Source organism: Thiogranum sp. (assembly GCF_058323355.1).
The window spans coordinates 1-20,246 of sequence record NZ_JBTTIO010000013.1 but is presented as its reverse complement, the minus strand read 5'-3'; the positions used below and the strand labels follow the sequence as shown (position 1 = coordinate 20,246).

The 20,246-nt window shown below is 57.0% G+C and carries 23 protein-coding genes; 11 read left to right on the top strand and 12 right to left on the bottom strand.

All coding sequences use genetic code 11. The annotated features are described in order from the left end of the window. The first annotated feature begins 12 nt into the window (after nucleotides 1-12). Nucleotides 13-2,943: a class I adenylate cyclase gene (locus tag ACW81B_RS02550; protein ID WP_491578636.1), complete on the top strand. Its 2,931-nt coding sequence runs from the start codon at nucleotides 13-15 to the stop codon at nucleotides 2,941-2,943. Nucleotides 2,944-3,008: 65 nt separating this feature from the next. On the opposite strand, the gene ACW81B_RS02545 is transcribed toward ACW81B_RS02550, so the two are convergent. Genes ACW81B_RS02545 through ACW81B_RS02535 form a run of 3 tightly spaced genes read right to left on the bottom strand, consistent with a single transcriptional unit; the run spans nucleotide 3,009 to nucleotide 5,210 of the window. After that, a complete protein-coding gene (locus tag ACW81B_RS02545; protein WP_491578635.1) occupies nucleotides 3,009-3,452 on the bottom strand; it encodes a DUF302 domain-containing protein in 444 nt (147 codons plus the stop codon). Then, nucleotides 3,449-4,504: a c-type cytochrome gene (locus tag ACW81B_RS02540; protein WP_491578634.1), complete on the bottom strand. Its 1,056-nt coding sequence runs from the start codon at nucleotides 4,502-4,504 to the stop codon at nucleotides 3,449-3,451. The genes ACW81B_RS02545 and ACW81B_RS02540 overlap by 4 nt, the downstream gene beginning before the upstream one ends. 46 nt (nucleotides 4,505-4,550) lie before the next feature. Beyond that, nucleotides 4,551-5,210 carry an alpha/beta hydrolase gene (locus tag ACW81B_RS02535; protein ID WP_491578633.1) on the bottom strand — a complete coding sequence of 220 codons (660 nt, stop codon included), beginning with the start codon at nucleotides 5,208-5,210 and terminating at the stop codon, nucleotides 4,551-4,553. A gap of 116 nt (nucleotides 5,211-5,326) precedes the next feature. Here ACW81B_RS02535 and lptM point away from each other — a divergent pair, with 116 nt between their 5' ends. Continuing rightward, nucleotides 5,327-5,467 carry an LPS translocon maturation chaperone LptM gene (gene lptM, locus ACW81B_RS02530; RefSeq protein WP_491578632.1) on the top strand — a complete coding sequence of 47 codons (141 nt, stop codon included), beginning with the start codon at nucleotides 5,327-5,329 and terminating at the stop codon, nucleotides 5,465-5,467. Between the two features lie 5 nt (nucleotides 5,468-5,472). Further along, nucleotides 5,473-6,720, top strand: a complete 1,248-nt coding sequence (gene lysA, locus ACW81B_RS02525) for a diaminopimelate decarboxylase (RefSeq protein WP_491578631.1) — start codon at nucleotides 5,473-5,475, stop codon at nucleotides 6,718-6,720. A 20-nt stretch (nucleotides 6,721-6,740) separates the two neighbouring features. Here the strand turns inward: lysA and ACW81B_RS02520 are convergent, their stop codons facing one another. From ACW81B_RS02520 to ACW81B_RS02505, 4 genes are all read right to left on the bottom strand, one after another. Beyond that, nucleotides 6,741-7,541 (bottom strand): metal ABC transporter permease, encoded by an 801-nt coding sequence (locus ACW81B_RS02520; RefSeq protein ID WP_491578630.1) that lies wholly within the window; start codon nucleotides 7,539-7,541, stop codon nucleotides 6,741-6,743. A gap of 1 nt (nucleotide 7,542) precedes the next feature. Next, entirely contained in the window at nucleotides 7,543-8,454 is a 912-nt protein-coding gene (locus ACW81B_RS02515; protein ID WP_491578629.1) for a metal ABC transporter substrate-binding protein, read from the bottom strand. A 9-nt stretch (nucleotides 8,455-8,463) separates the two neighbouring features. Further along, the gene (locus tag ACW81B_RS02510; protein WP_491578628.1) at nucleotides 8,464-9,831 is read right to left on the bottom strand and encodes a hypothetical protein; all 1,368 of its coding nucleotides are present in this window, start codon (nucleotides 9,829-9,831) and stop codon (nucleotides 8,464-8,466) included. Nucleotides 9,832-10,293: 462 nt separating this feature from the next. After that, nucleotides 10,294-10,809: a hypothetical protein gene (locus tag ACW81B_RS02505; RefSeq protein WP_491578627.1), complete on the bottom strand. Its 516-nt coding sequence runs from the start codon at nucleotides 10,807-10,809 to the stop codon at nucleotides 10,294-10,296. 65 nt (nucleotides 10,810-10,874) lie between these two features. On the opposite strand from ACW81B_RS02505, the gene dapF reads away from it, so the two are divergent. The 7 genes from dapF to ACW81B_RS02470 all read left to right on the top strand — a co-directional run bounded on the left by dapF (nucleotide 10,875) and on the right by ACW81B_RS02470 (nucleotide 16,080). Further along, a complete protein-coding gene (dapF, locus tag ACW81B_RS02500; RefSeq protein WP_491578626.1) occupies nucleotides 10,875-11,705 on the top strand; it encodes a diaminopimelate epimerase in 831 nt (276 codons plus the stop codon). Next, complete coding sequence (locus ACW81B_RS02495) at nucleotides 11,702-12,409, top strand: DUF484 family protein (RefSeq protein WP_491578625.1); 708 nt, start codon at nucleotides 11,702-11,704, stop codon at nucleotides 12,407-12,409. The genes dapF and ACW81B_RS02495 overlap by 4 nt, the downstream gene beginning before the upstream one ends. Before the next feature lie 6 nt (nucleotides 12,410-12,415). Further along, nucleotides 12,416-13,315 carry a tyrosine recombinase XerC gene (xerC, locus tag ACW81B_RS02490; protein WP_491578624.1) on the top strand — a complete coding sequence of 300 codons (900 nt, stop codon included), beginning with the start codon at nucleotides 12,416-12,418 and terminating at the stop codon, nucleotides 13,313-13,315. A 118-nt stretch (nucleotides 13,316-13,433) separates the two neighbouring features. Continuing rightward, nucleotides 13,434-13,973, top strand: a complete 540-nt coding sequence (gene hslV / locus ACW81B_RS02485) for an ATP-dependent protease subunit HslV (RefSeq protein ID WP_491578623.1) — start codon at nucleotides 13,434-13,436, stop codon at nucleotides 13,971-13,973. Nucleotides 13,974-14,009: 36 nt separating this feature from the next. Next, nucleotides 14,010-15,347, top strand: coding sequence for an ATP-dependent protease ATPase subunit HslU (hslU, locus tag ACW81B_RS02480; RefSeq protein WP_491578622.1), 1,338 nt, complete (start codon nucleotides 14,010-14,012; stop codon nucleotides 15,345-15,347). A 25-nt stretch (nucleotides 15,348-15,372) separates the two neighbouring features. Further along, nucleotides 15,373-15,750 (top strand): gamma-butyrobetaine hydroxylase family protein, encoded by a 378-nt coding sequence (locus ACW81B_RS02475; RefSeq protein WP_491578621.1) that lies wholly within the window; start codon nucleotides 15,373-15,375, stop codon nucleotides 15,748-15,750. Between the two features lie 72 nt (nucleotides 15,751-15,822). Further along, on the top strand, nucleotides 15,823-16,080 hold the full coding sequence (locus ACW81B_RS02470) for a transposase (protein ID WP_491578620.1): 258 nt from the start codon (nucleotides 15,823-15,825) through the stop codon (nucleotides 16,078-16,080). Nucleotides 16,081-16,218: 138 nt separating this feature from the next. On the opposite strand, the gene ACW81B_RS02465 is transcribed toward ACW81B_RS02470, so the two are convergent. From ACW81B_RS02465 to gstA, 4 genes are all read right to left on the bottom strand, one after another. Beyond that, a complete protein-coding gene (locus tag ACW81B_RS02465; protein ID WP_491578619.1) occupies nucleotides 16,219-16,677 on the bottom strand; it encodes a hypothetical protein in 459 nt (152 codons plus the stop codon). Between the two features lie 29 nt (nucleotides 16,678-16,706). After that, entirely contained in the window at nucleotides 16,707-17,045 is a 339-nt protein-coding gene (locus tag ACW81B_RS02460; protein WP_491578618.1) for a hypothetical protein, read from the bottom strand. A gap of 89 nt (nucleotides 17,046-17,134) precedes the next feature. Then, nucleotides 17,135-17,503, bottom strand: coding sequence for a response regulator transcription factor (locus ACW81B_RS02455; protein WP_491578617.1), 369 nt, complete (start codon nucleotides 17,501-17,503; stop codon nucleotides 17,135-17,137). Nucleotides 17,504-17,882: 379 nt separating this feature from the next. Further along, entirely contained in the window at nucleotides 17,883-18,488 is a 606-nt protein-coding gene (gene gstA, locus ACW81B_RS02450) for a glutathione transferase GstA (protein ID WP_491578616.1), read from the bottom strand. 260 nt (nucleotides 18,489-18,748) lie between these two features. Between gstA and ACW81B_RS02445 the strand changes: the two genes are divergently transcribed. Then, nucleotides 18,749-19,102, top strand: a complete 354-nt coding sequence (locus ACW81B_RS02445) for a winged helix-turn-helix transcriptional regulator (protein WP_491578615.1) — start codon at nucleotides 18,749-18,751, stop codon at nucleotides 19,100-19,102. Nucleotides 19,103-19,234: 132 nt separating this feature from the next. Here ACW81B_RS02445 and ACW81B_RS02440 read toward each other — a convergent pair whose 3' ends face one another. After that, nucleotides 19,235-19,315 (bottom strand): hypothetical protein, encoded by an 81-nt coding sequence (locus tag ACW81B_RS02440; protein WP_491578650.1) that lies wholly within the window; start codon nucleotides 19,313-19,315, stop codon nucleotides 19,235-19,237. Nucleotides 19,316-20,246: the final 931 nt, after the last annotated feature.

Genomic DNA, 20,246 nt, shown 5'->3' with positions numbered 1-20,246 from the left:
GCTTTCCACACTGTGACCACTCCGCGCAAAACCGCCAGCACCAACCGGCCGGCCGGACACGATGATGAGCGTGTCATCAAGGCTGAGTTCACGCGTCCAGGCCATAACAACATCGCAGTGGATGCGCTTGAACTGCGCGCGGTTCGACGCCGTTTTATGGCGATCAATCAGGATCGCATGCGCCGCGTTCGCGAATCACTGGAAACCCGCCAGCAGGTCTTCATGCAGCTGTTGCCACTGTTGTTCCACATCAATCACCCCATGCTTCCGGGCTACCTGTCAAACAAAACACCGTGCGGCATTTCCGACTACGCGCCCGGCAAACGCTGCATTCAGGCGGCGCGCAAGCTGGCGCGCAGTTTCAGTTACCGGCGGCGTGCACAGCGACGCTATTCCATCCATGCACTTTATATGATGGGCAGCACCGGCACGATTGCCTACTCACGTGCCAGCGACTTCGATATCTGGGTCTGCCATCGTCCCGGCCTGCCGCACGACGAGGTTGCGGCACTGCGCGAAAAGGCTGACGCCATCCAGGGCTGGGCGGAATCGCTCGGGCTGGAAGTGCATTTCTTTCTCATGGACGACGAATCGTTTCGTGAACAGGAACACCAGCAACTGTCGAACGAAAATGCCGGCAGCTCGCAACATCACCTGCTGCTCGATGAGTTTTACCGTACCGGCCTGCTGATTGCCGGGCGCTTCCCGGTGTGGTGGCTGGTACCACCGCAGTACGAGGCAAGGTACGATGAGTACGTAGACAAGCTCATCGTCAACCGGTTTATCAAGGCTGGTGATATTGTTGATTTTGGCGGCCTGTCAGCACTGCCCAGTGAGGAGTTCTTCGGCGCCACCCTGTGGCAACTCTACAAGGCCGTGGACTCGCCCTACAAGTCCATCCTGAAAATCCTGCTGATGGAAGCCTACGCCAACCAGTACCCGGATATCGACCTGCTGGCAATGCGTTTCAAAAAAATGGTGCACCAGGCTGATGTGCAACTCGACCGCCTGGACCCCTATGTCATGATGTGTAATACGGTGGAGGAATACCTGTTCTCCCGCCGTGAAATGGAGCGGCTTGATCTTGCGCGCCGCTGTTTCTACTTCAAGGTCAACGAGGCCATGAGCAAGCCCGACCGCGGGCTGTTACAGTCGTGGCGTCGCGAAGCCATCCGTGAACTGGTGGACAGCTGGGGCTGGAGCCAGGCCAAGCTCACCATGCTCGATCAACGCCGGCAGTGGAAGATCAAGCGTGTGCTTGAAGAACGTCACCTGCTGGTTGATGAACTTACCCGCAGCTATCGCGCGCTGTCCCGGTTCGGCCGGGAAAATGATCACAGTGCAATCGCCATCAATGCCGATGACCTGAATCTGCTGGGCAGAAAACTCCACGTTGCCTTTGAACGCAAGGCTGGCAAGGTGGAACTGATCAACCCCGGTGTATCCAGTGACCTGTCGGAAGAGCGCCTGTCGTTGCATTATACGAGTGAAGAAGGGCAACACGGCTGGGCGGTCTACCGCGGCGCTGTAATGGAACGCGATATGGATGAACACGAGCCCCTGAAACGCTCCGCCGGTCTGCTGGACCTGCTCGCCTGGTGCCATTTTAACGGCCTGATCAATCGCAACCCCTGCACGGTCAGCATTCACCCCACAGACTGTTGCCTGAGCCAGTGGGAATTACGCTGTGTACTGGACTGTCTGCAGCAATTGTTTCCCGGCGGCAAACTGCCGGAAACCGATATGCGTACACTGGCCAAACCCACCACACTGCGCCAGGCCGGATTGTTCATTAATCTGGCACAGGACCCGATGTCCAAGCTCACGCGCAACGGCATGCAACTGGTCAGCGAGCGCATAGACCCGCTCAGTTATGGCGGCCAGTGGGAAAACCTTGCCATCAGTTTCCAGATGATTGCACTGACCTCATGGGGTGAACTGCTGACGTTCCGTTACAGCGGCCATACTGCACTGATGGACTGCCTGTGCGACTACTTCGCCTGGCTGCCTGTCAACCATGGTGCTGTCCCGCCACCCATACCCTGTTTCAGCTTTTCCTCTTCACGTGGCGCGATTATCGCACGACGAATCGAAGACCTGTTCCGCGATGTGGCCGAGTACTTTTACCGCAACTACTGGCGACGCCATGCGCGTTATGCACTGCGTGTCGGCCAGCACTATTTCGTACTGCAGTGCGAAAACGATGTACCACGCTACCTGGAACTGGAATCAAGAGAGGCGTTACTGGATCATCTTGGACAGGCTCAGCAGGCATTCAGCCCGATTCATATTGACGCACAGACACTGGACAACTCACCCCTGGGTATCGCGCTGGAACATAATCGCGAAGGGGTTGTGCAACTGTTCTACCGCCTCGATCATGGTCACGCGGAAGTGTGGATACTCGATGAACGGGGTTCGCTGTTTCACCAGCGCAGCATATTTCACGACCGCCAGACACTGCTGGGACAGTTCCAGCGTTTCCTGGAAGCTGTTCGTTACCGTCTGCGCAACATGCACCAGCCAAGCAGCCTTTCTGACGATGATGACACAGAGTATTACCGTCTTGTGCGCGACAGTACGGGGCAATGGTTCCCGGAAACCCAGCACACATCGCACTGGGTCGACAACCACTTTCTCGATGTTCAGGTTATCGGCAGCCCGGATGACGGCGCCCAGGGAACATTCAGTATTTTCTGCGGCAAGCGCGAGTTTTCCGTGCTGGAACACGCGGACAATATTTTCCTGACCGTGGCACGCTACATCACCGAACAACGCGGCAGCGGCAGCCGCTACCCGATCTACATTACTGATATCGACCTGTCTGCATCGGTACTTGCTTCGGAAGCCAGTGGCGGGGTACAAACCATTCTTTTCCTGAACCAGAAAAAGCGCATTGAGGCCCTGCTCAATGACTCGCTGCATCAGCTGCGCAAGCGCTGACCAAACCGTCATGCCTGCGCATGCCTGTATCCAGCACCTTCAATCAATCGGGTTGCAGATAACCGTTACTCGCTGAGACGCACCTGTTCCAGGATGCCCTGGATATCCGTCTCCCAGCGATCGAACTGCTTGCTGATCTCCGGCTGTGTATAGAAAGGACGCAGATGCTGGAAACTGGATGCCAGCAGCAGGGTTTCATCGCCTTCGGCAAAAATTGCAATCTTCAACGGAAGAAATGGCACAAGGTCCAGATAACGTTCGCCGACCTTGCGGATCTCTTCCGGCTTGCCAAAAAAAACCACCCGGTAGCGGTCTGTCTTGAAACCTGACTTTGTCAGGCCAATATCGACACGCTGCACTCGCGACAAGGTATAGCCCTGCTGCTTGATGGCCTTTTGCAAGGCAATCATGGTCTCTGGAAAGGCCATTTCCGAGCGCACCATATACAAGTCCTGCGCACCCGCGGACGCAGCCATCAACAACAGGATACCTGCCAGCCACATTCTCATAGCGTCGCCTCCTCGAGGATTTCGCTGTACAGGCGATGCATGCGCGCGCAGGCCTTGTCCAGCTCACGGTTGTTGAACAGGTGGCTGAGGTTCTCGGGATTAATGGTAACCAGCTCAACGCCGTTTTCGGTCTCCTGCAAGGTTACCCTGCACGGAAGAAACAGGCCCACACGTGGATCAATCGACAGCGCCTCGTTCAAAAACGAGAAACTGCAAAAATAAACAATGTACTGGCGTCGGTTTTCCTTGCCCTTTTCAACAAAGCCGGTGTCCAGCGTCTGCTCACGAATAATACGGAAGTTACGTGCGGACACGGCTTTTTTCAGGTTATCCAGTGTCTCCTCGAAACTGTAAGGTGATTCCATACGGATAATGGGTGATTGGCTTTTGCGTACCGGGACTTCATCGGCCGGTAGCTGGCGCAACCATGCCACCAGGTCATTGGCATCCCGTGCCTTCAAACCCAGTTCAGTAATAGAAGGCATCGGCGTGCCATGCCTTCCACGCAACAGGGTCGCCCTGAGCATGGCGTCACTGACCGATTGCTGGAAGCCGGGATTGTTCAGTGCAGGGGCCATAATCGGTGCTTCGCGCGGGCGCGAGAAGGTTACCCCGGTGCCTTCACCACCCTGCCCACGTTCACCATGGCAGGAAGCACAGTACTGTGTAAACAATTGCTTGCCGCGCAGCGCATCACCCTTCAATGGCGTGTTGTCATACTCAGGCGCCGCTGCATCAGACCAGCTTCGAATGGCCTGTATGATGGCGCCGACTTCCTCCTCGCCGAGAGACGGGAAGGCTGGCATAACACGCCCGGGCCGGCCGTGCCGCAAGGTGTTGTGGAGGTATTCATCACTGGCAACCGCCAGAAAATCGGGCAGGTTCAATGGCACACCCACACCACCAGCGCCATCACTGCCGTGGCAGGCGGCGCAATGCTGCTGGTAGAGTAGCGTGCCATCTGGCCGCAGCGCTTTCGCCGTTGCCGCGCCAGTGGCCATTACGGCTACCAGCAGAAATCCTCTACACAGGTATCGAATGTGTTTCTTCATGGTGTGCCATTCTCCCGGAGAGTGACGTAACCGGCCTTGATTTGAATCAACCCAGCCGTACTGCAATCCAGTCGCGAAGACTTTGCACCTGCGGCGGGCACAGGCTGTGCTGCATGGGCCAGGCATGGAATTCTACCGTATAACCCACTGCTTCCAGCGCAGCACGCGTTCTTTCAGCAGCGGCAAACGGCACAATGTGGTCCTGCTCGCCGTGGTCGATGCGGATAACCAGCTGTGCCGGGTCTGCCCGTTTTTCAGCCGCCAGCATTTCGGGACGCGGCAAATAGCCTGACAGGGCCAGTACACCGGCAAGTGGCTCCACCCTGCGCAATGCCGTATGCAATACCACAGCCGCACCCTGGGAAAAGCCCGCCAGCAGTATACGCTCTGTGGGAACACCTCGTTCCACTTCACGTTCAATCAGTGACAACACGTGCTGCCGCGCACGCTCGATCCCTTCAACATCCTCTCCCTTGTTGAAAGACATGTCGTAGATGTCGTACCAGGCACGCATCACCATGCCGCCATTCAGCGTTACAGGCTGGTGTGGCGCATGTGGCAAAACAAAGCGAATACCCAGGCTGTCTGACAGCCCCCATTCGCGCGCCAGTGGCTCGAAATCATTACCGTCGGCACCCAGTCCGTGCAGCCATATCACTGTGCCCTTCGCTTCACCCGGTGGTTCAATCTCCAGCATTTCCAGCATGGTTGTTCCCGTGTTGACTGTTCCGGCCCATGTTACCCGTAACCCGGCGCAGGTTCGACTTGGGCTTTTGCCGCCGGCTTCGTATACTGCCGGCCTGTTACCCGGGGATTATCGATATGAAACCTTGCTGGGCAAGCTACCTCCTCTGGCTGGTCATCGGCATTGCCGGCGCCGGCGCCATGCTGTCATCCTGCGGGCAGAAAGGCGGCCTTTACCTGCCGGAACAAGCCGAAACCGGCGACGACACCCAAAAGTAACCTGTATGGATTATTTCGATTACCGCAACGGCCGCCTGTGCGCCGAACAGGTCGATGTCGCCACACTGGCCGACCAGTACGGCACACCGCTGTATATCTACTCCCGTGCTACGCTTGAAAGGCACTGGAACGCCTTTGACGAGGCGCTGGGCGACCATCCGCACCGGGTCTGTTATGCCGTCAAGGCCAACTCCAATCTGGCGGTGCTGGCGCTGCTGGCCAGACTCGGCTCCGGTTTCGACATCGTATCCGGCGGAGAACTGGCGCGCGTACTGAAAGCCGGCGGTGACCCGGCCCGGATCGTTTTTTCCGGTGTGGGGAAAACCGTCGCGGAAATGGAAACTGCGCTGGAAACCGGTATCCACTGTTTTAATGTTGAATCTACAGCCGAACTTGTACGCCTGAATGACGTCGCTGCGGCACACGGGGTTTGTGCCCCCGTATCGTTGCGCGTCAATCCGGACGTGGATGCCCACACCCACCCTTACATCTCCACCGGCCTCAAGGAAAACAAGTTTGGTATCGAGGTAAACGCTGCGCGCGATGCATACCGGCAGGCTGCCGACAGTCCGCATCTCGACGTCTGCGGCATCGATTGCCACATCGGTTCACAGCTCACGGAAATTGCACCGTTCGTGGATGCGCTGGACCGTGTGCTGGAACTGGTCGATCACATCGAGTCAGACGGCATCCCGATCCACCACCTGGATCTGGGCGGCGGACTGGGTGTACGTTACCGTGACGAACACCCGCCGCTGCCGGAACAATACGTACGGCCACTGATGGCCCGGCTGGCTGGCTGCGACAAGGAAGTACTCATCGAACCCGGTCGTGCCATTGCTGCGAATGCCGGCATCCTGGTGACCGGGTTGCAATATCTCAAGGAAACCGCCGCGCACAACTTCGCCATTGTCGATGCCGCCATGAATGACCTGTTGCGCCCGGCGCTGTACCAGGCCTGGCAGGATATCGTGCCGGTGATACCACACGACGGCGAGGCGAAGCGCTGGGATATCGTTGGACCCGTTTGTGAAACCGGCGACTTCCTCGGCAAGGATCGCGAACTGACACTTGCACAGGGCGACCGGCTGGCCGTGCGCTCTGCAGGTGCCTATGGGTTTACCATGGCTTCCAACTACAACAGCCGCCCACGGCCGGCGGAAATTCTTGTCGATGGTGACAAGGCTTATCTGGTTCGCCAGCGGGAAAGCATCGAGCAGTTGTTTGATGATGAGTTGATACCGGATCTGTAAGGGATGGAGAACGAATCAATTCATCGCAGCGCTTTTAGACCAACTGCCACGAAGGGCAGCAGCCCGACTATTGATACCACGGTTGCACCAACAGGCAGATCGGCCGCAAAGGATAGCCACAACCCGGCAACTGCACCGAGCAGGCCCAGACCCCATCCCACGAGCAGGCGACCCACGAATGAATAGACCATTAATGATGCGCTGAACGCTGGTATGATCAGAAAGGCAAATACCAGCAACACCCCGGCGAAGTTGACCGCGAGGGTAATCACGACCGCAAACGATGCGAAGAACAGGAATTCCCACAGGAAGCCAGGGTGCCGCGTATCTTCCGCTCTAAACGACAGGCCATAAAAGCGCTTGCGGTAAACCAGGTGCAGCAAGGCAAGCAACGCAGTCACCACAGCCACCACCGCGATCTCCTGCCAGCGCACCCACAGTATGTTGCCATTGAACAGGGACTTGAGTTCTTCCATGCCTTGTGAGGAACGGCTGAGGATGACGATGGACAGGGCGGTGGCTACCACATAGACGCAGCCGATGATGACCTCACGTGTCGTTTTGCCCGGGATGCGACGTAGACCGGCAAAGGCAAAGGCGGCGGTCAAGGTCGCACCAAAGGCATAAAGCTGTGCGGTCAAACCATGTGGTTCCACCCCGAACAAAAAGGCGAAGCTCATACCCAGGGCTGCCATCTGGGCCAGTGCCAGATCCACGAATATAATGCCGCGCGCGAGTACATGCAGACCCAGATAGGTGTGGGTCAGGATCATCAAGGCGCTCATGACAAACGCTGGCAACAGAATCAACCAGGGCTCCATGTTACTTTCCTCCCGTGTTGTTCAGCGCCACCACGATGGCGTCAAACAAATCGAAATAGGTATGAATATCGGGTTGCGACCCGACCGATTGGGGCAATACCGCCACACGAATACCCGTCTGCTCGTTCAGATAGCTTGCCGAGCGGCGCTCGTAATAGGGTTCCATGATGAGCAGGCCGATGTGCTCGGCCTTAATGCGTGCCACCAGTGTGCCCAGGGTGGCGGCGCTGGGAGCAATACCAGGCCTGGGTTCAACTTCATCGACGACACGAAACCCGAAAGCATCCGCCAGATAAATAAACGACTTGTGATAGGCGATGACCGGCTTGCCTTTGAGTTGTGCCAGGCCGGCGCGCCAGGCCGTTAGCTTGCTGTCCATCATTTTCACAAAGACCTTGAACCGGTGCTGATAATCGTCCTTGTGTACGGGGTCCAGCTCACCCAATCGGGTGGCGATGGCCTGCGCCATACGCACCCCGTTACGTGGATCCAGCCAGTAGTGCGGATTGCCTCTGGCATGCACGTCACCCATGGCGCGTGACACCGGGCCGCTGATCTTACCCAGCAATGGAACCACACTGGAGAGGTCCAGATAGCCGGGGTTGCCAGGCTGCACCTGGGCATTACGCGCCGATTGCAGCAGCGGCGGCAGCCAGCCGATCTCCAGGTCGGCACCGATCACCAGCAGCAGATCGGCACGAGAAACCTTGCGGATCATACTGGGTTTAGCAGCAGCAAAATGCGGGTCGCGAGTGCCAGGTGTCAGGCTCTGTACCTGCACCTGTTCGCCGCCCACCACTTCGGCAATGGCCGCCAGATCCTGTGTGGTCGTGACGACCCGTAACACCGCGTGACTGGTCAGGGAGGTCATCAACAACAACAGCCCGAACAAGATTCCGGATAATTTTTTCATACTGCCCCCCTAAAAAACGTGGGCAGCATGGCTGCCGAGGTTGAATTCAAACTGGAGCCAAAGGGAATCAGCAGTTTTAGCGGGCAAGTGTTGTATCCAGTCGCGATTGTATTGCAAACGCACTTTGCTGTATTCCGTGGGATACCAGGTCAGGCTGGGGGACAGCCGCTTACGCGTATCACGAAGCGGGTCGGTTGAGGTATTGCCATCCGCAGTGGCGTATTCGGCACGTAGCCCTGCGATCCAACGAGGCTTGAACCCCCACAATGCCTGGGTAAACAGCCCCCGGTCCTTGAGGGTTTCACGGCCGGGATCGCCCGGATCACCCGCTTCGTAGCGGCGCCTCAATATCTCTGTATGCCAGGAGACGAAAGGAAAACCGCGCTGGCTGTAGACGGGTTGCCATTTCAGATACAGATCCGCGCCATAGATATTGGTATCCGTCGTCATGCCACTGGCGTTGGGGCCCCACAGTCCGGAGACGCCGAGGTTCATGCTGACCGTATCTGACAGATCGAAGCCATTGAGCCAGCGCGCCGTATAGAGCAAGTCGCCAACATTGCGTGCATCCCTGTCAATCAGGGTATGGCCACCGATGTCTTCCCCCGGCGCATTCAGGAAACTGGTCACCGTTTCTCCCTTCGGGTTCTGAATGCCAAAATAGAGTTCCGAGTACCAGTCCGTCGGCATCAGCCAGGAAGCACGCACACCCTGGCTGCGCAGGCCATCACCACCGAAGAAGCGTGACAACACCACGGGCTGATCCACGAAGGCCCAGGTGTGAGGATGTTGAGCGTTCTGACGGCCAAACTCGGTGAAATACTGCCCCCCCTTGACTTGCAGGCCCCACGGCAAGCTACGGGTGGTAAAAAAAACTTCTTCCAGTTCCACCACCGTTTCGCCATCGGCATCGATCTGAAAAATGATATGGGCCTCGGCATCAAAGTAAGGGTCCACCGTGCCAGCAATAGACAACTCCACGTTCTGCACCGTAAAACCGTTCTGGTTGGGATCGTGAGCGCCGCCTTGCAAACCTCCCGGCGCGTCGGTATCGACACTGGAACCACCCGCTGCAAACAGGCCGGACAGGCCGATCTGGAAGCCGCTATTACTTGCCGTGGATGGTGTGGGTATGGCAGGGGAAACAGCCACCGTAACACTTTTATCTGATTTTGATTCCAGCCCATCCAGACGCTGTTCCAGCGCATTGATCTGTCGTTCACAGGTTTGTTGCAAGCGCTGCATTTGCTGCTTGATTTCTGTTAATTGCCGGCGCAAGGCCTCGGTCTCTTCCTCGGCAAACGCCGCCCCGGGATTGAGCAGCAATATACCAATAACGGCGGCTACCCGTTTAATACGAAAGTAACAATGCCCCATAGTGGACTCCTGTTCTGATTTATCAGCGATACATTGCAGTCGACGCCATGCAGCAGTACGCCACGTGGTTTAGTCGTCGGTCGTTCGTAAAGAGATTGATCAGAACAGGGGTGGCGCACGCGCCCACAGGGTGTGGAACTGGAGTGATAGTTGGTATTCAGTATCTGTAGCAGGAAGCACATACGCCAATAGCTTCAGCGGAGCAAGTAAGGAAGGTACGTCCAAAGAGGCCACTGGCACATGGCTGAGACGGCAGACCTGGCATTCGCCGTGTCCACCCAGGCCTCCACCGCTCACATCAAGATCATGCAGAGCAACATGCGCCGCGGCGAACACCAGGACGAAGACCAACACCAGTCTAATGAGACGGTTCTCTTCGCTGCCCTGGCGGAGTGTTTTCCTCAACATACAGCTATAATCTCATGCATGCATAACGAATGAAATCGCGACCCGTTCATTTTGTTAACAGCGCACCCGGCCACTCGGCTTTCCCGCACCATCAATAATCCCTTTTTCCAGCAGCCAGGCCCTCGCATCCCCGGCATCCCGCTCAAACCAGGCTTTCGCCGATCCCAGTCGAAAGGTGTATCCCCAGGCATCCATATCTGCCATTAACCTGTCACGACCAACACCCGGTAATCGGTCAGCAAGCAGGATCTGCAGATAACACACTGCATTCTCTTCATCGTAATCGCCGCCCGCATCGGTATGCAGGCCCGCACGCCGTTCCGGCGTCATACAGATGAAGTGGCAGGCCTCGTGGAGAGCGGAGTGCACCGGTGTGTCATCGCGTAGCAACAATTTATTCCCGACCAGGCCGGCCTCGCTATCGCCCCAGAAGCTGCCGGGAATGGCACTGTCGGCTGCCACTCTTTCACATTGCAGACCATATTCGCCCAACAGGGCCTGCAAGGCGTCAATACCGGGCTGTTGTACGCTGAGCACGTCAGGCGTCTGTGGCATGGCTTCACAGTTCATGTGACAAATTCTCTGCCGCCATCGCCTCACTTGCAAATCCCCGCCCGACCCGTACCCTGAGCCGAATGGAACTGAAGTTCACCAAAATGCACGGCCTCGGTAATGATTTTGTCGTCATCGACGCCATCCATCAGCCACTACAGCTCGACACCCACCAGTTGCGCTTTCTTGCTGATCGCCGCCATGGCGTGGGTTGTGACCAGATTCTGCTGGTGGAGGCTTCCGACCGGCCCGATGCCGCGTTCCGCTACCGTATTTTCAACGCCGATGGTGGCGAAGTGGAACAGTGCGGCAATGGCGCGCGTTGTTTTGCGCGCTTCGTACGCAAAATGGGCCTGACAGATGCTGACCGCATCCCGGTCGATACCCGTGCCGGGTTGATCGAATTGCTCGTCGGCGATGACGACCAGGTCACAGTGAACATGGGTGTACCGGTACTCGAACCTGCCGACATCCCCTTCGAGGCACTGGTACGCGCACCGCAGTATGCACTGTCGGTCGAAGGTGAAACGCTGGAAATCGGCGCGCTGTCACTGGGCAATCCACATGCCGTGCTGCAGGTGCCACACCTCGATTCCGCTCATGTCGCCCGGCTCGGGCCACTGATCGAATCACACCCCCGCTTCCCCAATCGCGTCAACGCAGGCTTCATGGAAATTGTCGACCGCGGGCATATTCGCCTGCGCGTCTATGAACGCGGTGTTGGTGAAACCCTCGCCTGCGGATCGGGCGCCTGCGCGGCTGTTGTCGCCGGGCGCCTGTGGAACGAACTGGATGAACGCGTTGAAGTCCAGCTGCGCGGCGGAAATCTTGTGGTAAGCTGGGCGGGTGGAAACCAGCCGGTGCTGATGACGGGGCCGGCCACCTTTGTTTTCGAGGGCAGAATAACATTATGACATCCCAGGCCAATGCCACCCCTGCAACGGCACAGGAACCCGATGCCGAACAGGTCGCCAGATACCTGGCCAACCACCCCGATTTTTTTGAAAACCAGCCGGATCTTGTTGCCGAACTGCGCTTGTCCCATGCCAGCGGCAGCGCGGTTTCGCTGATCGAACGCCAGGTCCAGGTACTGCGTGAACAAAACGAAGACCTGAAATCCAGGCTGCGGGAACTGGTGGATGTCGCGCGCGTCAATGACCGCCTCAGTGATCGTGTCCACCGCATGACGCTGGATCTGCTCGCCACCGATACTGCCACAGCCCTGACCGACACCCTTGAAGATCGCCTGCGCAACGAGTTCAATGCCGATGCTGTGAGTCTGTTTCTGACCGGCATCGACGACAGCCAGCAGCGTGAAAGCGGTGTTCTGCAACTGGACGCTGACGAAGATCTGAAAGCCCTGTTCACACCTGCTTTCCAGGAAAGCAGGCCACTGTGCGGAAGACTGGGTACTGAACAAACCGGATTCCTGTTCCGGGAGCAGGCCCGGGTAATCAAATCCACCGCCGTCATACCCCTCGGTCATCAGGCCCGGGCCGGGCTGCTGGCTATCGGCAGCCGTGACGCCAATCGTTTCAGCGATAGCATGGGAACGCTGTTCCTCACCCACCTGGGTGAACTGTTGCTGGCGCTGCTGAAACAAAAAGGACTTGGCTGACACGCCGTGCAGCGTGAGGCTCTCGACTGGCTGGAACGCTACCTGGCGCACCTGCGCGAACAGCGCCAACTGTCACCCCACACCCTGAGCAACTACCGGCGCGACCTGTGCGCCGCTGTCAGCTGGTGCGACAAAAACACCATTGACGAATGGCGCCAGCTGGACAACCAGCATGTACGCCTCTGGAGTGGCGAGTGTCACCGCAAGGGGCTGGGCGGGCGCAGTATCCAGCGCCGACTTTCGGCACTGCGCGGCCTCTGCCAGTTCCTGATTCAGCACAGGATACTGCAACACAACCCGGCGCAGGATATCCGCGCACCGAAATCAGCGCGTAAACTTCCCCACAGCCTGGACGTTGACCGCCTGCAACGGTTGCTGGACGTGAAACCGGAAAACTGGCTGGAACAGCGCGACCTGACCATGATGGAACTGATGTATTCGGGTGGACTGCGACTGGCGGAACTGGTCGGTCTCGATCTCAACGATATTGAGCCGGGCGGAGGTACAGCCCGGGTGCTGGGCAAGGGCCGCAAAACACGCATCGTACCGGTCGGTCGCAAGGCACAGGCCGCGGTTGCCAGCTGGCTGCCGCTGCGTAACCTGCACGCCGACGAAAATGAAACGGCCCTGTTTATCAGCCGCAACGGCACCCGCGTCAGTCCACGCAGTGTTCAGCAACGGCTTAAACGCTGGGCATTGAAACAGGGGCTGGAAAGCTGCCTGCACCCGCACGCCCTGCGCCACTCCTGTGCCACCCACGTCCTCGAATCCAGCGGCGATCTGCGCGCCGTGCAGGAACTGCTCGGCCACGCCAACCTTGGCACTACACAGATCTACACCCATCTGGATTTCCAGCACCTCGCACAGGTCTATGACGCCGCACACCCACGGGCACGGAAAAAATAGTTGCCGCAAATCGCTTTCACTACGCCGCTAACCGGCGGTTTTACCGGGTTTTAGCCTGAACCCGGCACGGGTCTGGTGTACAATCGCCGGCCACTTTGGACAATTTCAGGAATGCGGCGTGGAACAGTACCGAGGCACAACCATTCTTTCCGTACGACGCAACGGCCGCGTGGTCGTTGGCGGTGACGGACAGGTATCCATGGGCAACACAGTGATGAAAGGCAATGCACGCAAGGTACGCACCCTGTACCACGGCAAGGTACTGGCAGGCTTTGCCGGCGGCACCGCCGACGCCTTCACCCTGTTCGAGCGCTTCGAGGCCAGGCTGGAAAAGCACCAGGGCCACCTGACGCGCTCGGCCGTCGAACTGGCCAAGGACTGGCGCACCGACCGCATGCTGCGCCGGCTCGAAGCCCTGCTGGTGGTGGCGGACAAGGAGGCCTCGCTGATCATTACCGGCAACGGTGATGTGATCGAGCCGGAAGACAGCCTGATGGCCATTGGTTCCGGCGGACCGTTTGCACAGGCTGCCGCACGCGCCATGCTGGAAACCACAGAACTCGACGCGCGCAGTATCGTCGAAAAGGGACTGAACATTGCAGCCGGCATTTGTGTCTATACCAATCACAATCTCACGCTGGAAGAACTCGAGTGTTGAGCAGCACTCCGCCGCAACAGAGCACATAGTGAAACCATGTCTGAAATGACCCCCCGCGAAATCGTCCAGGAACTGGACAAACACATTATCGGCCAGGACGACGCCAAACGCGCCGTCGCCATCGCCCTGCGCAACCGCTGGCGCCGCCAGCAGGTCGAGGAACCGCTGCGCAGCGAAATCACGCCAAAGAATATTCTGATGATCGGCCCTACCGGTGTTGGCAAAACCGAGATCGCGCGGCGACTGGCGCGGCTCGCCGATGCCCCCTTCATCAAGGTGGACGCCACCAAGTTTACCGAAGTCGGCTACGTGGGACGTGATGTCGAGTCCATTATCCGCGACCTGATGGAAGTTGCCATCAAAATGACCCGTGAAACGGAAATGGCCAAGGTACGCCACCGCGCGGAAGATGCTGCCGAGGAACGTATCCTCGACGTACTGCTGCCCAAACCGCGCAGTGTTGGCTTCGGCACAGAAACGGAAGACGACGACGGCAGTGACACGCGGCAGAAATTCCGCAAGATGCTGCGTGAAGGCAAACTCGATGACCGTGAAATCGAGATCGAGGTTTCCGCCGCGCCAATCGGGGTGGAGATCATGGCGCCGCCCGGCATGGAAGAGATGACCAGCCAGTTACAGGGCATGTTCCAGAACCTCGGCGGCGGCCGCACCAAGACACGCAAGCTGCGCGTTGCCGATGCACTGAAAGTGCTGATCGAGGAAGAAGCTGCACGCATGATCAACGAAGAAGACATGAAACTGCAGGCTCGCGAAAGCGTGGAGCAGAACGGTATCGTCTTCATCGATGAAATCGACAAGGTCACCCAGCGCAGCGATCAGGGCGGCAGCCCCGGCGTGTCTCGCGAAGGCGTGCAGCGCGACCTGTTACCGCTGGTCGAGGGCAGCACTGTAACCACCAAGCACGGCATGATCAAAACCGATCATATCCTGTTTATTGCCTCCGGCGCCTTCCACCTGTCCAAACCCTCCGACCTGATCCCGGAACTGCAGGGCCGCCTGCCAATTCGTGTTGAGCTGGATGCGCTCGGCGTTACCGAGTTTGTACGCATCCTGACCGAACCGGATGCTTCACTGACCGAGCAGTATTCCGCACTGATGAAAACCGAGGGCCTGACACTGACCTTCACCGACGACGGTATCGAGCGTATCGCAAAGGTGGCCTGGGAAATCAACGAACGCACGGAAAACATTGGCGCACGCCGCCTGCATACTGTCATCGAGCGCCTGCTGGAAACCATCTCCTACGAAGCGGCTGACAAATCCGGTCAGCAGGTGACGGTCGACGGCACCTATGTTGATGAACAACTCGACGACCTGGCCCGGGACGAAGACCTGAGCCGCTATATTCTCTGATCCTGCTTTTGAGGTAACACCGCACATGGCTGAAAAACATCCACACCCGACCGAAATCAACTTTCACCAGAAGTCCCGCACACTGGAAATAAAATTTGATGACGGCGCCGAATTCACCATGAGCTGTGAATACCTGCGTGTACATTCACCTTCCGCCGAAGTACAGGGACACGGCCCGGGCGAAGGTGTGCTGCAGGTCGACAAGGAAGACGTCAACATCAAGCACATCGAGCCGGTCGGCAACTACGCCATCCAGATCCATTTTGACGATGACCACAATACCGGTATCTACGCCTGGGAAACGCTGTACAGGCTGGGCGCAAACATGGAGGAAAACTGGAAAGCGTACCTGGAACGTCTCAAGGAGGCCGGTGCGCCGCACTCACAACTGGGTAACAAATAAAGACTCTTCCCCTGATCGGGTGGGTAAACATCATCTGACTATACCCTCGGGGTAAAGATCCAACCCACCAAGATGAAAGTAGATAGCATTGGCAAACCGCTCTTTGTTGCGGAAGCCTCTGCTGCGAACCTTCCACCCAAAGAGGTCATTCTGGATGTCGATGCGACAGTTATTCCATTGCGTGGCTATCAGGAAGGCCGATTTTTTCACGGGTACTATCGCGGTTATTGCTATCTGACCCGGTATATCCTTTGTGGCGAATACCTGTTTTATGCACCGTTTGAAAGCAGCCATTGCCGCAGAAATGGCTGGGGCCAGGTCACAGTATGAGGCGACTGAACAGGCGACACGCTTCTCGGTATCTTACCCGCACGAGCCGGTCCTGTGAACAACGCGTTATCGGTAAGGCGGAACATCCGCCCAAGGACGAAAACCCGCGTTTTGTCGTGACATCCTTAAGATTTATGTTTACGTCTGCAACCCACAACGCAAACGATGCGCACCTTCAGGGTCTGGCTTCCTGTCCCTCCGAACACGCACCTCCCCCGCGAACAGAACCATGCCCAGGCCGCCAGAAACAAATAACCACACTGCAGCGGGGACGGGGACAACCGAAAAATCCTGCTGACCGTCGAATGACCACGTGCTTCCGGCGAACGGCGCCTCGACCAGCGCCGAGCCGGGGACGCCATCCATGTCGGTATCGATCGATCCGACCGTTAAAATATCGTCTGCAAAGCCAAGAACCTGCATCGCGGAAAGCACGACAATATCCTTGTACTCCGCCCAGTCGATAAACACGACACCTGCAAACTGGGTCTCTTGCAGACTGAACGTGTACGCATTCTCCTGGCTGGAAATTCTTTCAGCACCCGAAGCACGGAGGTCGGCACATCCATCAAGCGTGCCGCCGATCTTGCAACTCACGGTCTCTCCGTTTAGCCGCCATGTCTCTGTCAACCAGGAAAACACCTTCGTTTCGGATATGCCACTACCTGGAATCCCATCCCATTGATATATTGCGACCAGATCCGCCCGCCATGGGCTTCCCATAAAATCGATGCTACTCTCAAAAAACCCTCGGAGTTGGGGATATCGAAAATTCCGGAAATATTGGGATCCTCGAACTGCAACGCACCTTCGTTGTCGTAGAATTCAAACCGGCCGGTAAAACGTGAAACCGTCGACGCATCCGCCACATCCATGTGCAGTGCGCCACCCGTCCACGCCAGAAGACATGAGACTACGTACAACAGTTGCTTTCTATAGATCCCGAAGACACTGATTTCCATCATTCCACCTTTCCATTAAGTTAGCAAAACCATCGATCGCCAGCGTGGGCGCACATCTGCGCCCGCAACGGCTCGACACACGCGACGATGTTTTACGCATGTTGAACTGTTTCGCGAAACTCCTGTGCCCGCACTGGTTCGCTTTCAGCCGACGCCTTAAGCTCAATGCCAAGCGTTGTTGCGCGTTGCGCCGCATGCGTCCGGTTTGTTGCCTCCAGCTCCGTAAGAATACTTTTAATGTGATTCTTCACCGTATAAAGACTGATATTAAGTATCATCCCGATTTCCCTGTTCGTCTTCCCCAATGTAACCCAGTACAGAACCTCTTTTTCTCTCTTCGACAAACACCTCAAATAATCCATCTTGAGAACTCCGTTGCGATATCCAAACAGGGCGCTCCGATAACGGTAAGCACCACCGCTTTTTTCATAAAAACTCTGATCAACCGGTCTTTCTGCCACGTAGAGAATGCCTGGACCCGGTAATGTCAAGCCCCGAACGTCGGTCGCAGGTAGCGGCAAGAATCGACCAGCGTTTACCTATAAACATTGAGACACCACTCCCCCTGTTTCACCCCCTTATTTTGACTGGAACATTACACCCTGCCCCAAATCCGGAAGCGTCGGGCATTATTTTTTCCAACTCACCTGCCCGGCGTTCCTGACGCTGCTCCGGTGCGTCCGCCTGCCGTGTCTTCACCGGCTGCGATCCCGCTCGTGGGACGGCAGCCGGTGAAACGGCAACGGCATCAGTTGCCACATATTCTAGTCATCCGAAGATAGCGCAAACCATAGCCCCTTCGAGCCACGAAGTCGGATGACTACAAACCTGAACACGCGATCAATTTAACAGCCCCTCCGCCTGCATCGCACCCCGAACGCTTTCGCGCTCTGCGACCTTTCGCGAAAATTCCTTGATGTTGGGCCACTTCTCAAGACCAATGCCGGTTGGTTCAGCCCAACTGGTAATCACGAACAGGTATGCATCGGCAATCGAAAACCCCTCGCCAACAAGGTACTCCTTTTCTCCCAGAAGCTTGTCGATGAAATCCAGTTTCTGTTCGATCGCCTTGATCGCGCGTTGCTTCGCATCATCCGGGCTTCCGTCGAAAAGCGGGACGAAGGCCTTATGCAGCTCTGTCGTGATAAAATTGAGCCGTTCCTGGAGCCGCGCCCTGTCAAAGGTGCCGTTTTCCGGTGCGAGACGTTTCTCAGGAAATCGATCTGCAATGTACTGCATGATCGCCACACCCTCGGTAAGCACCTCCTTGCTGTCGAGTTCAAGAACGGGCACGTAGCCATTCGGGTTGATCGATGAGAAATCATCACCGGTCTCGGTAGTCCGGGCCGCCAGATCAACCTTGACAAGCTCAAACGCGCTACCGGTTTCACGCAGTACGATATGTGGCGCCAGAGAACATGCACCTGGACTGTAATACAGTTTCATAATTTCACTCCTGTCCTTAGTGTTTGCCCGGAATGTGTCCCGGGCTGTGTAAACATTTCGCCGGAATAGACTATCGCCGAAGGTAACCTGGTGAAACCTCCAATCCGCCGAAAACCAGAGAATTGAGTTACCGCTTGGTAACCAGATGTAATCCGTGTTAGCTTTTAACTTCCTCGAAACAGTCCTGGAGTCTGTGTCAGATGTCACTAAAAGTAAGGAAAAATCGCAGCCCGCTTCCGAGATGCCCCCTAACCCAGTGCATGTCAATTATAGGCGGCGCATGGACCGCAAATATCATCTGGTACCTCAGTGCCGGCCCGCGCAGGTTTAATGAACTGCGTGTCGACCTCCCTGGCATTTCGGCCAAGGTGCTAACCACGCGATTGCGGGAGCTTTCCAGCAAGGGCATCATCGCCAGGGAGGTCAAGCCAACCTCACCGCCTTCCGTCGAGTACCACCTGACGCGTCCCGGTCACGACCTCATGCCGGCAATCGAGGCGATCATTGCCGTCGGCCGTAAGCTCAAGGGGGTTGGCGAATGCGACACACCCGTAAGCACCCACCACCCGGGTTCCGGGATATCTGTCCAACAACATCCAGACCAGCATGCCTGAACGGAACTGACACTATCCTGTCTGACAGACTGTCTCCGCTCATGACAACAAACCAACCCCCCGGAGTTTGCAGTTGATCTCCGGGGGGGTTTGAAGGAGGCATTGTGGCTCGCGCGACTTACGCGGCACGATTCAGCCGCCGGGCTTCACAACCTTTACCCCGTCAATGCACTGAATTCTGATCACGCCGTTTTCGATATAGGCATCCTGCAGGTGACCGCCACACTGCCTGTCAGCATCGATGAAATGGTGTATGTGCCGCTCGAAACCCGCGGTTATTTGCCGCTGTTCCGCTCTGAAATGAAAATCACTCCATCCTGAACGGTTCGTTCAGGGCAGCCGTCCCTGCCGATGGAGCGATGCCCATTCAAGTATGATCAGATGACATTGAGCCGGGAAACCGGTATGGAAGGCGTAGCCGAAGAGACAGGCATAGCGCCAGCCATGATTTGACGGTCAAACCGACGCTATGCCCCAAACCGTGCTTTCGCACAGCCTGCTCATAGTCTCACCAGAACAGGTCAAAACGCAACCCTCATCGGCCTGTAAGGCCGATGAACCCCAGTGCCCGGATGTTTCAATGTGCGCGTTGTCACTGCCAGGTCATTGTCTGTCGACGCTGTGACCGCGGCCATGTTTACTGCACACGAGGTTGTGCTAATCAGGCCCGTGCCGACTCATTGCAGCGGGCAGCCAAACGCTACCGTTCAACGCGCCGTGGTCGGCACAACAATGCGGACCGACAGCGTCGCTTCCGGGCACGTCAACGAGAAAAAGTAACGCATCAGGGTTCCCTTAGGATCATCGGCCTTGTTCTACTGCTATTGGCGTTGAATACCGGGGAAAGTCACCACGAAGATGAGTGCAATCGCACGGAGACAGCCATTTACTGCCATGTCTGTCACTGCGAATGCGATGCTTTCCTCAGACGTGACTTTCTGCGACCCCATTGAAGGAGATGAGCATTGACGATCAGCAAGGCACTCGAGGCGAAGATTCTTCGTTATCACTTTGTCGAGCACTGGGGCCCGCATACCATTGCCGCCCAGCTCGTCATTCATCACTCGGCGGTCGATCGTGTACTGTCCCAGGCGGGTATACCCAAGGCCGAGCGCGCACGCCAGGCCTCGATCATTGATCGCTA

Coding starts and splice junctions, on each gene's coding strand:
- ACW81B_RS02545 (WP_491578635.1), bottom strand. CDS start 3,452: ATGAGAATGTGGCTGGCAGGTATCCTGTTGTTGATGGCTGCGTCCGCG.
- ACW81B_RS02540 (WP_491578634.1), bottom strand. CDS start 4,504: ATGAAGAAACACATTCGATACCTGTGTAGAGGATTTCTGCTGGTAGCC.
- ACW81B_RS02535 (WP_491578633.1), bottom strand. CDS start 5,210: ATGCTGGAAATGCTGGAGATTGAACCACCGGGTGAAGCGAAGGGCACA.
- lptM (WP_491578632.1), top strand. CDS start 5,327: ATGAAACCTTGCTGGGCAAGCTACCTCCTCTGGCTGGTCATCGGCATT.
- lysA (WP_491578631.1), top strand. CDS start 5,473: ATGGATTATTTCGATTACCGCAACGGCCGCCTGTGCGCCGAACAGGTC.
- ACW81B_RS02520 (WP_491578630.1), bottom strand. CDS start 7,541: ATGGAGCCCTGGTTGATTCTGTTGCCAGCGTTTGTCATGAGCGCCTTG.
- ACW81B_RS02515 (WP_491578629.1), bottom strand. CDS start 8,454: ATGAAAAAATTATCCGGAATCTTGTTCGGGCTGTTGTTGTTGATGACC.
- ACW81B_RS02510 (WP_491578628.1), bottom strand. CDS start 9,831: ATGGGGCATTGTTACTTTCGTATTAAACGGGTAGCCGCCGTTATTGGT.
- ACW81B_RS02505 (WP_491578627.1), bottom strand. CDS start 10,809: ATGAACTGTGAAGCCATGCCACAGACGCCTGACGTGCTCAGCGTACAA.
- dapF (WP_491578626.1), top strand. CDS start 10,875: ATGGAACTGAAGTTCACCAAAATGCACGGCCTCGGTAATGATTTTGTC.
- ACW81B_RS02495 (WP_491578625.1), top strand. CDS start 11,702: ATGACATCCCAGGCCAATGCCACCCCTGCAACGGCACAGGAACCCGAT.
- hslU (WP_491578622.1), top strand. CDS start 14,010: ATGTCTGAAATGACCCCCCGCGAAATCGTCCAGGAACTGGACAAACAC.
- ACW81B_RS02475 (WP_491578621.1), top strand. CDS start 15,373: ATGGCTGAAAAACATCCACACCCGACCGAAATCAACTTTCACCAGAAG.
- ACW81B_RS02470 (WP_491578620.1), top strand. CDS start 15,823: ATGAAAGTAGATAGCATTGGCAAACCGCTCTTTGTTGCGGAAGCCTCT.
- ACW81B_RS02460 (WP_491578618.1), bottom strand. CDS start 17,045: ATGATGGAAATCAGTGTCTTCGGGATCTATAGAAAGCAACTGTTGTAC.
- gstA (WP_491578616.1), bottom strand. CDS start 18,488: ATGAAACTGTATTACAGTCCAGGTGCATGTTCTCTGGCGCCACATATC.
- ACW81B_RS02445 (WP_491578615.1), top strand. CDS start 18,749: ATGTCAATTATAGGCGGCGCATGGACCGCAAATATCATCTGGTACCTC.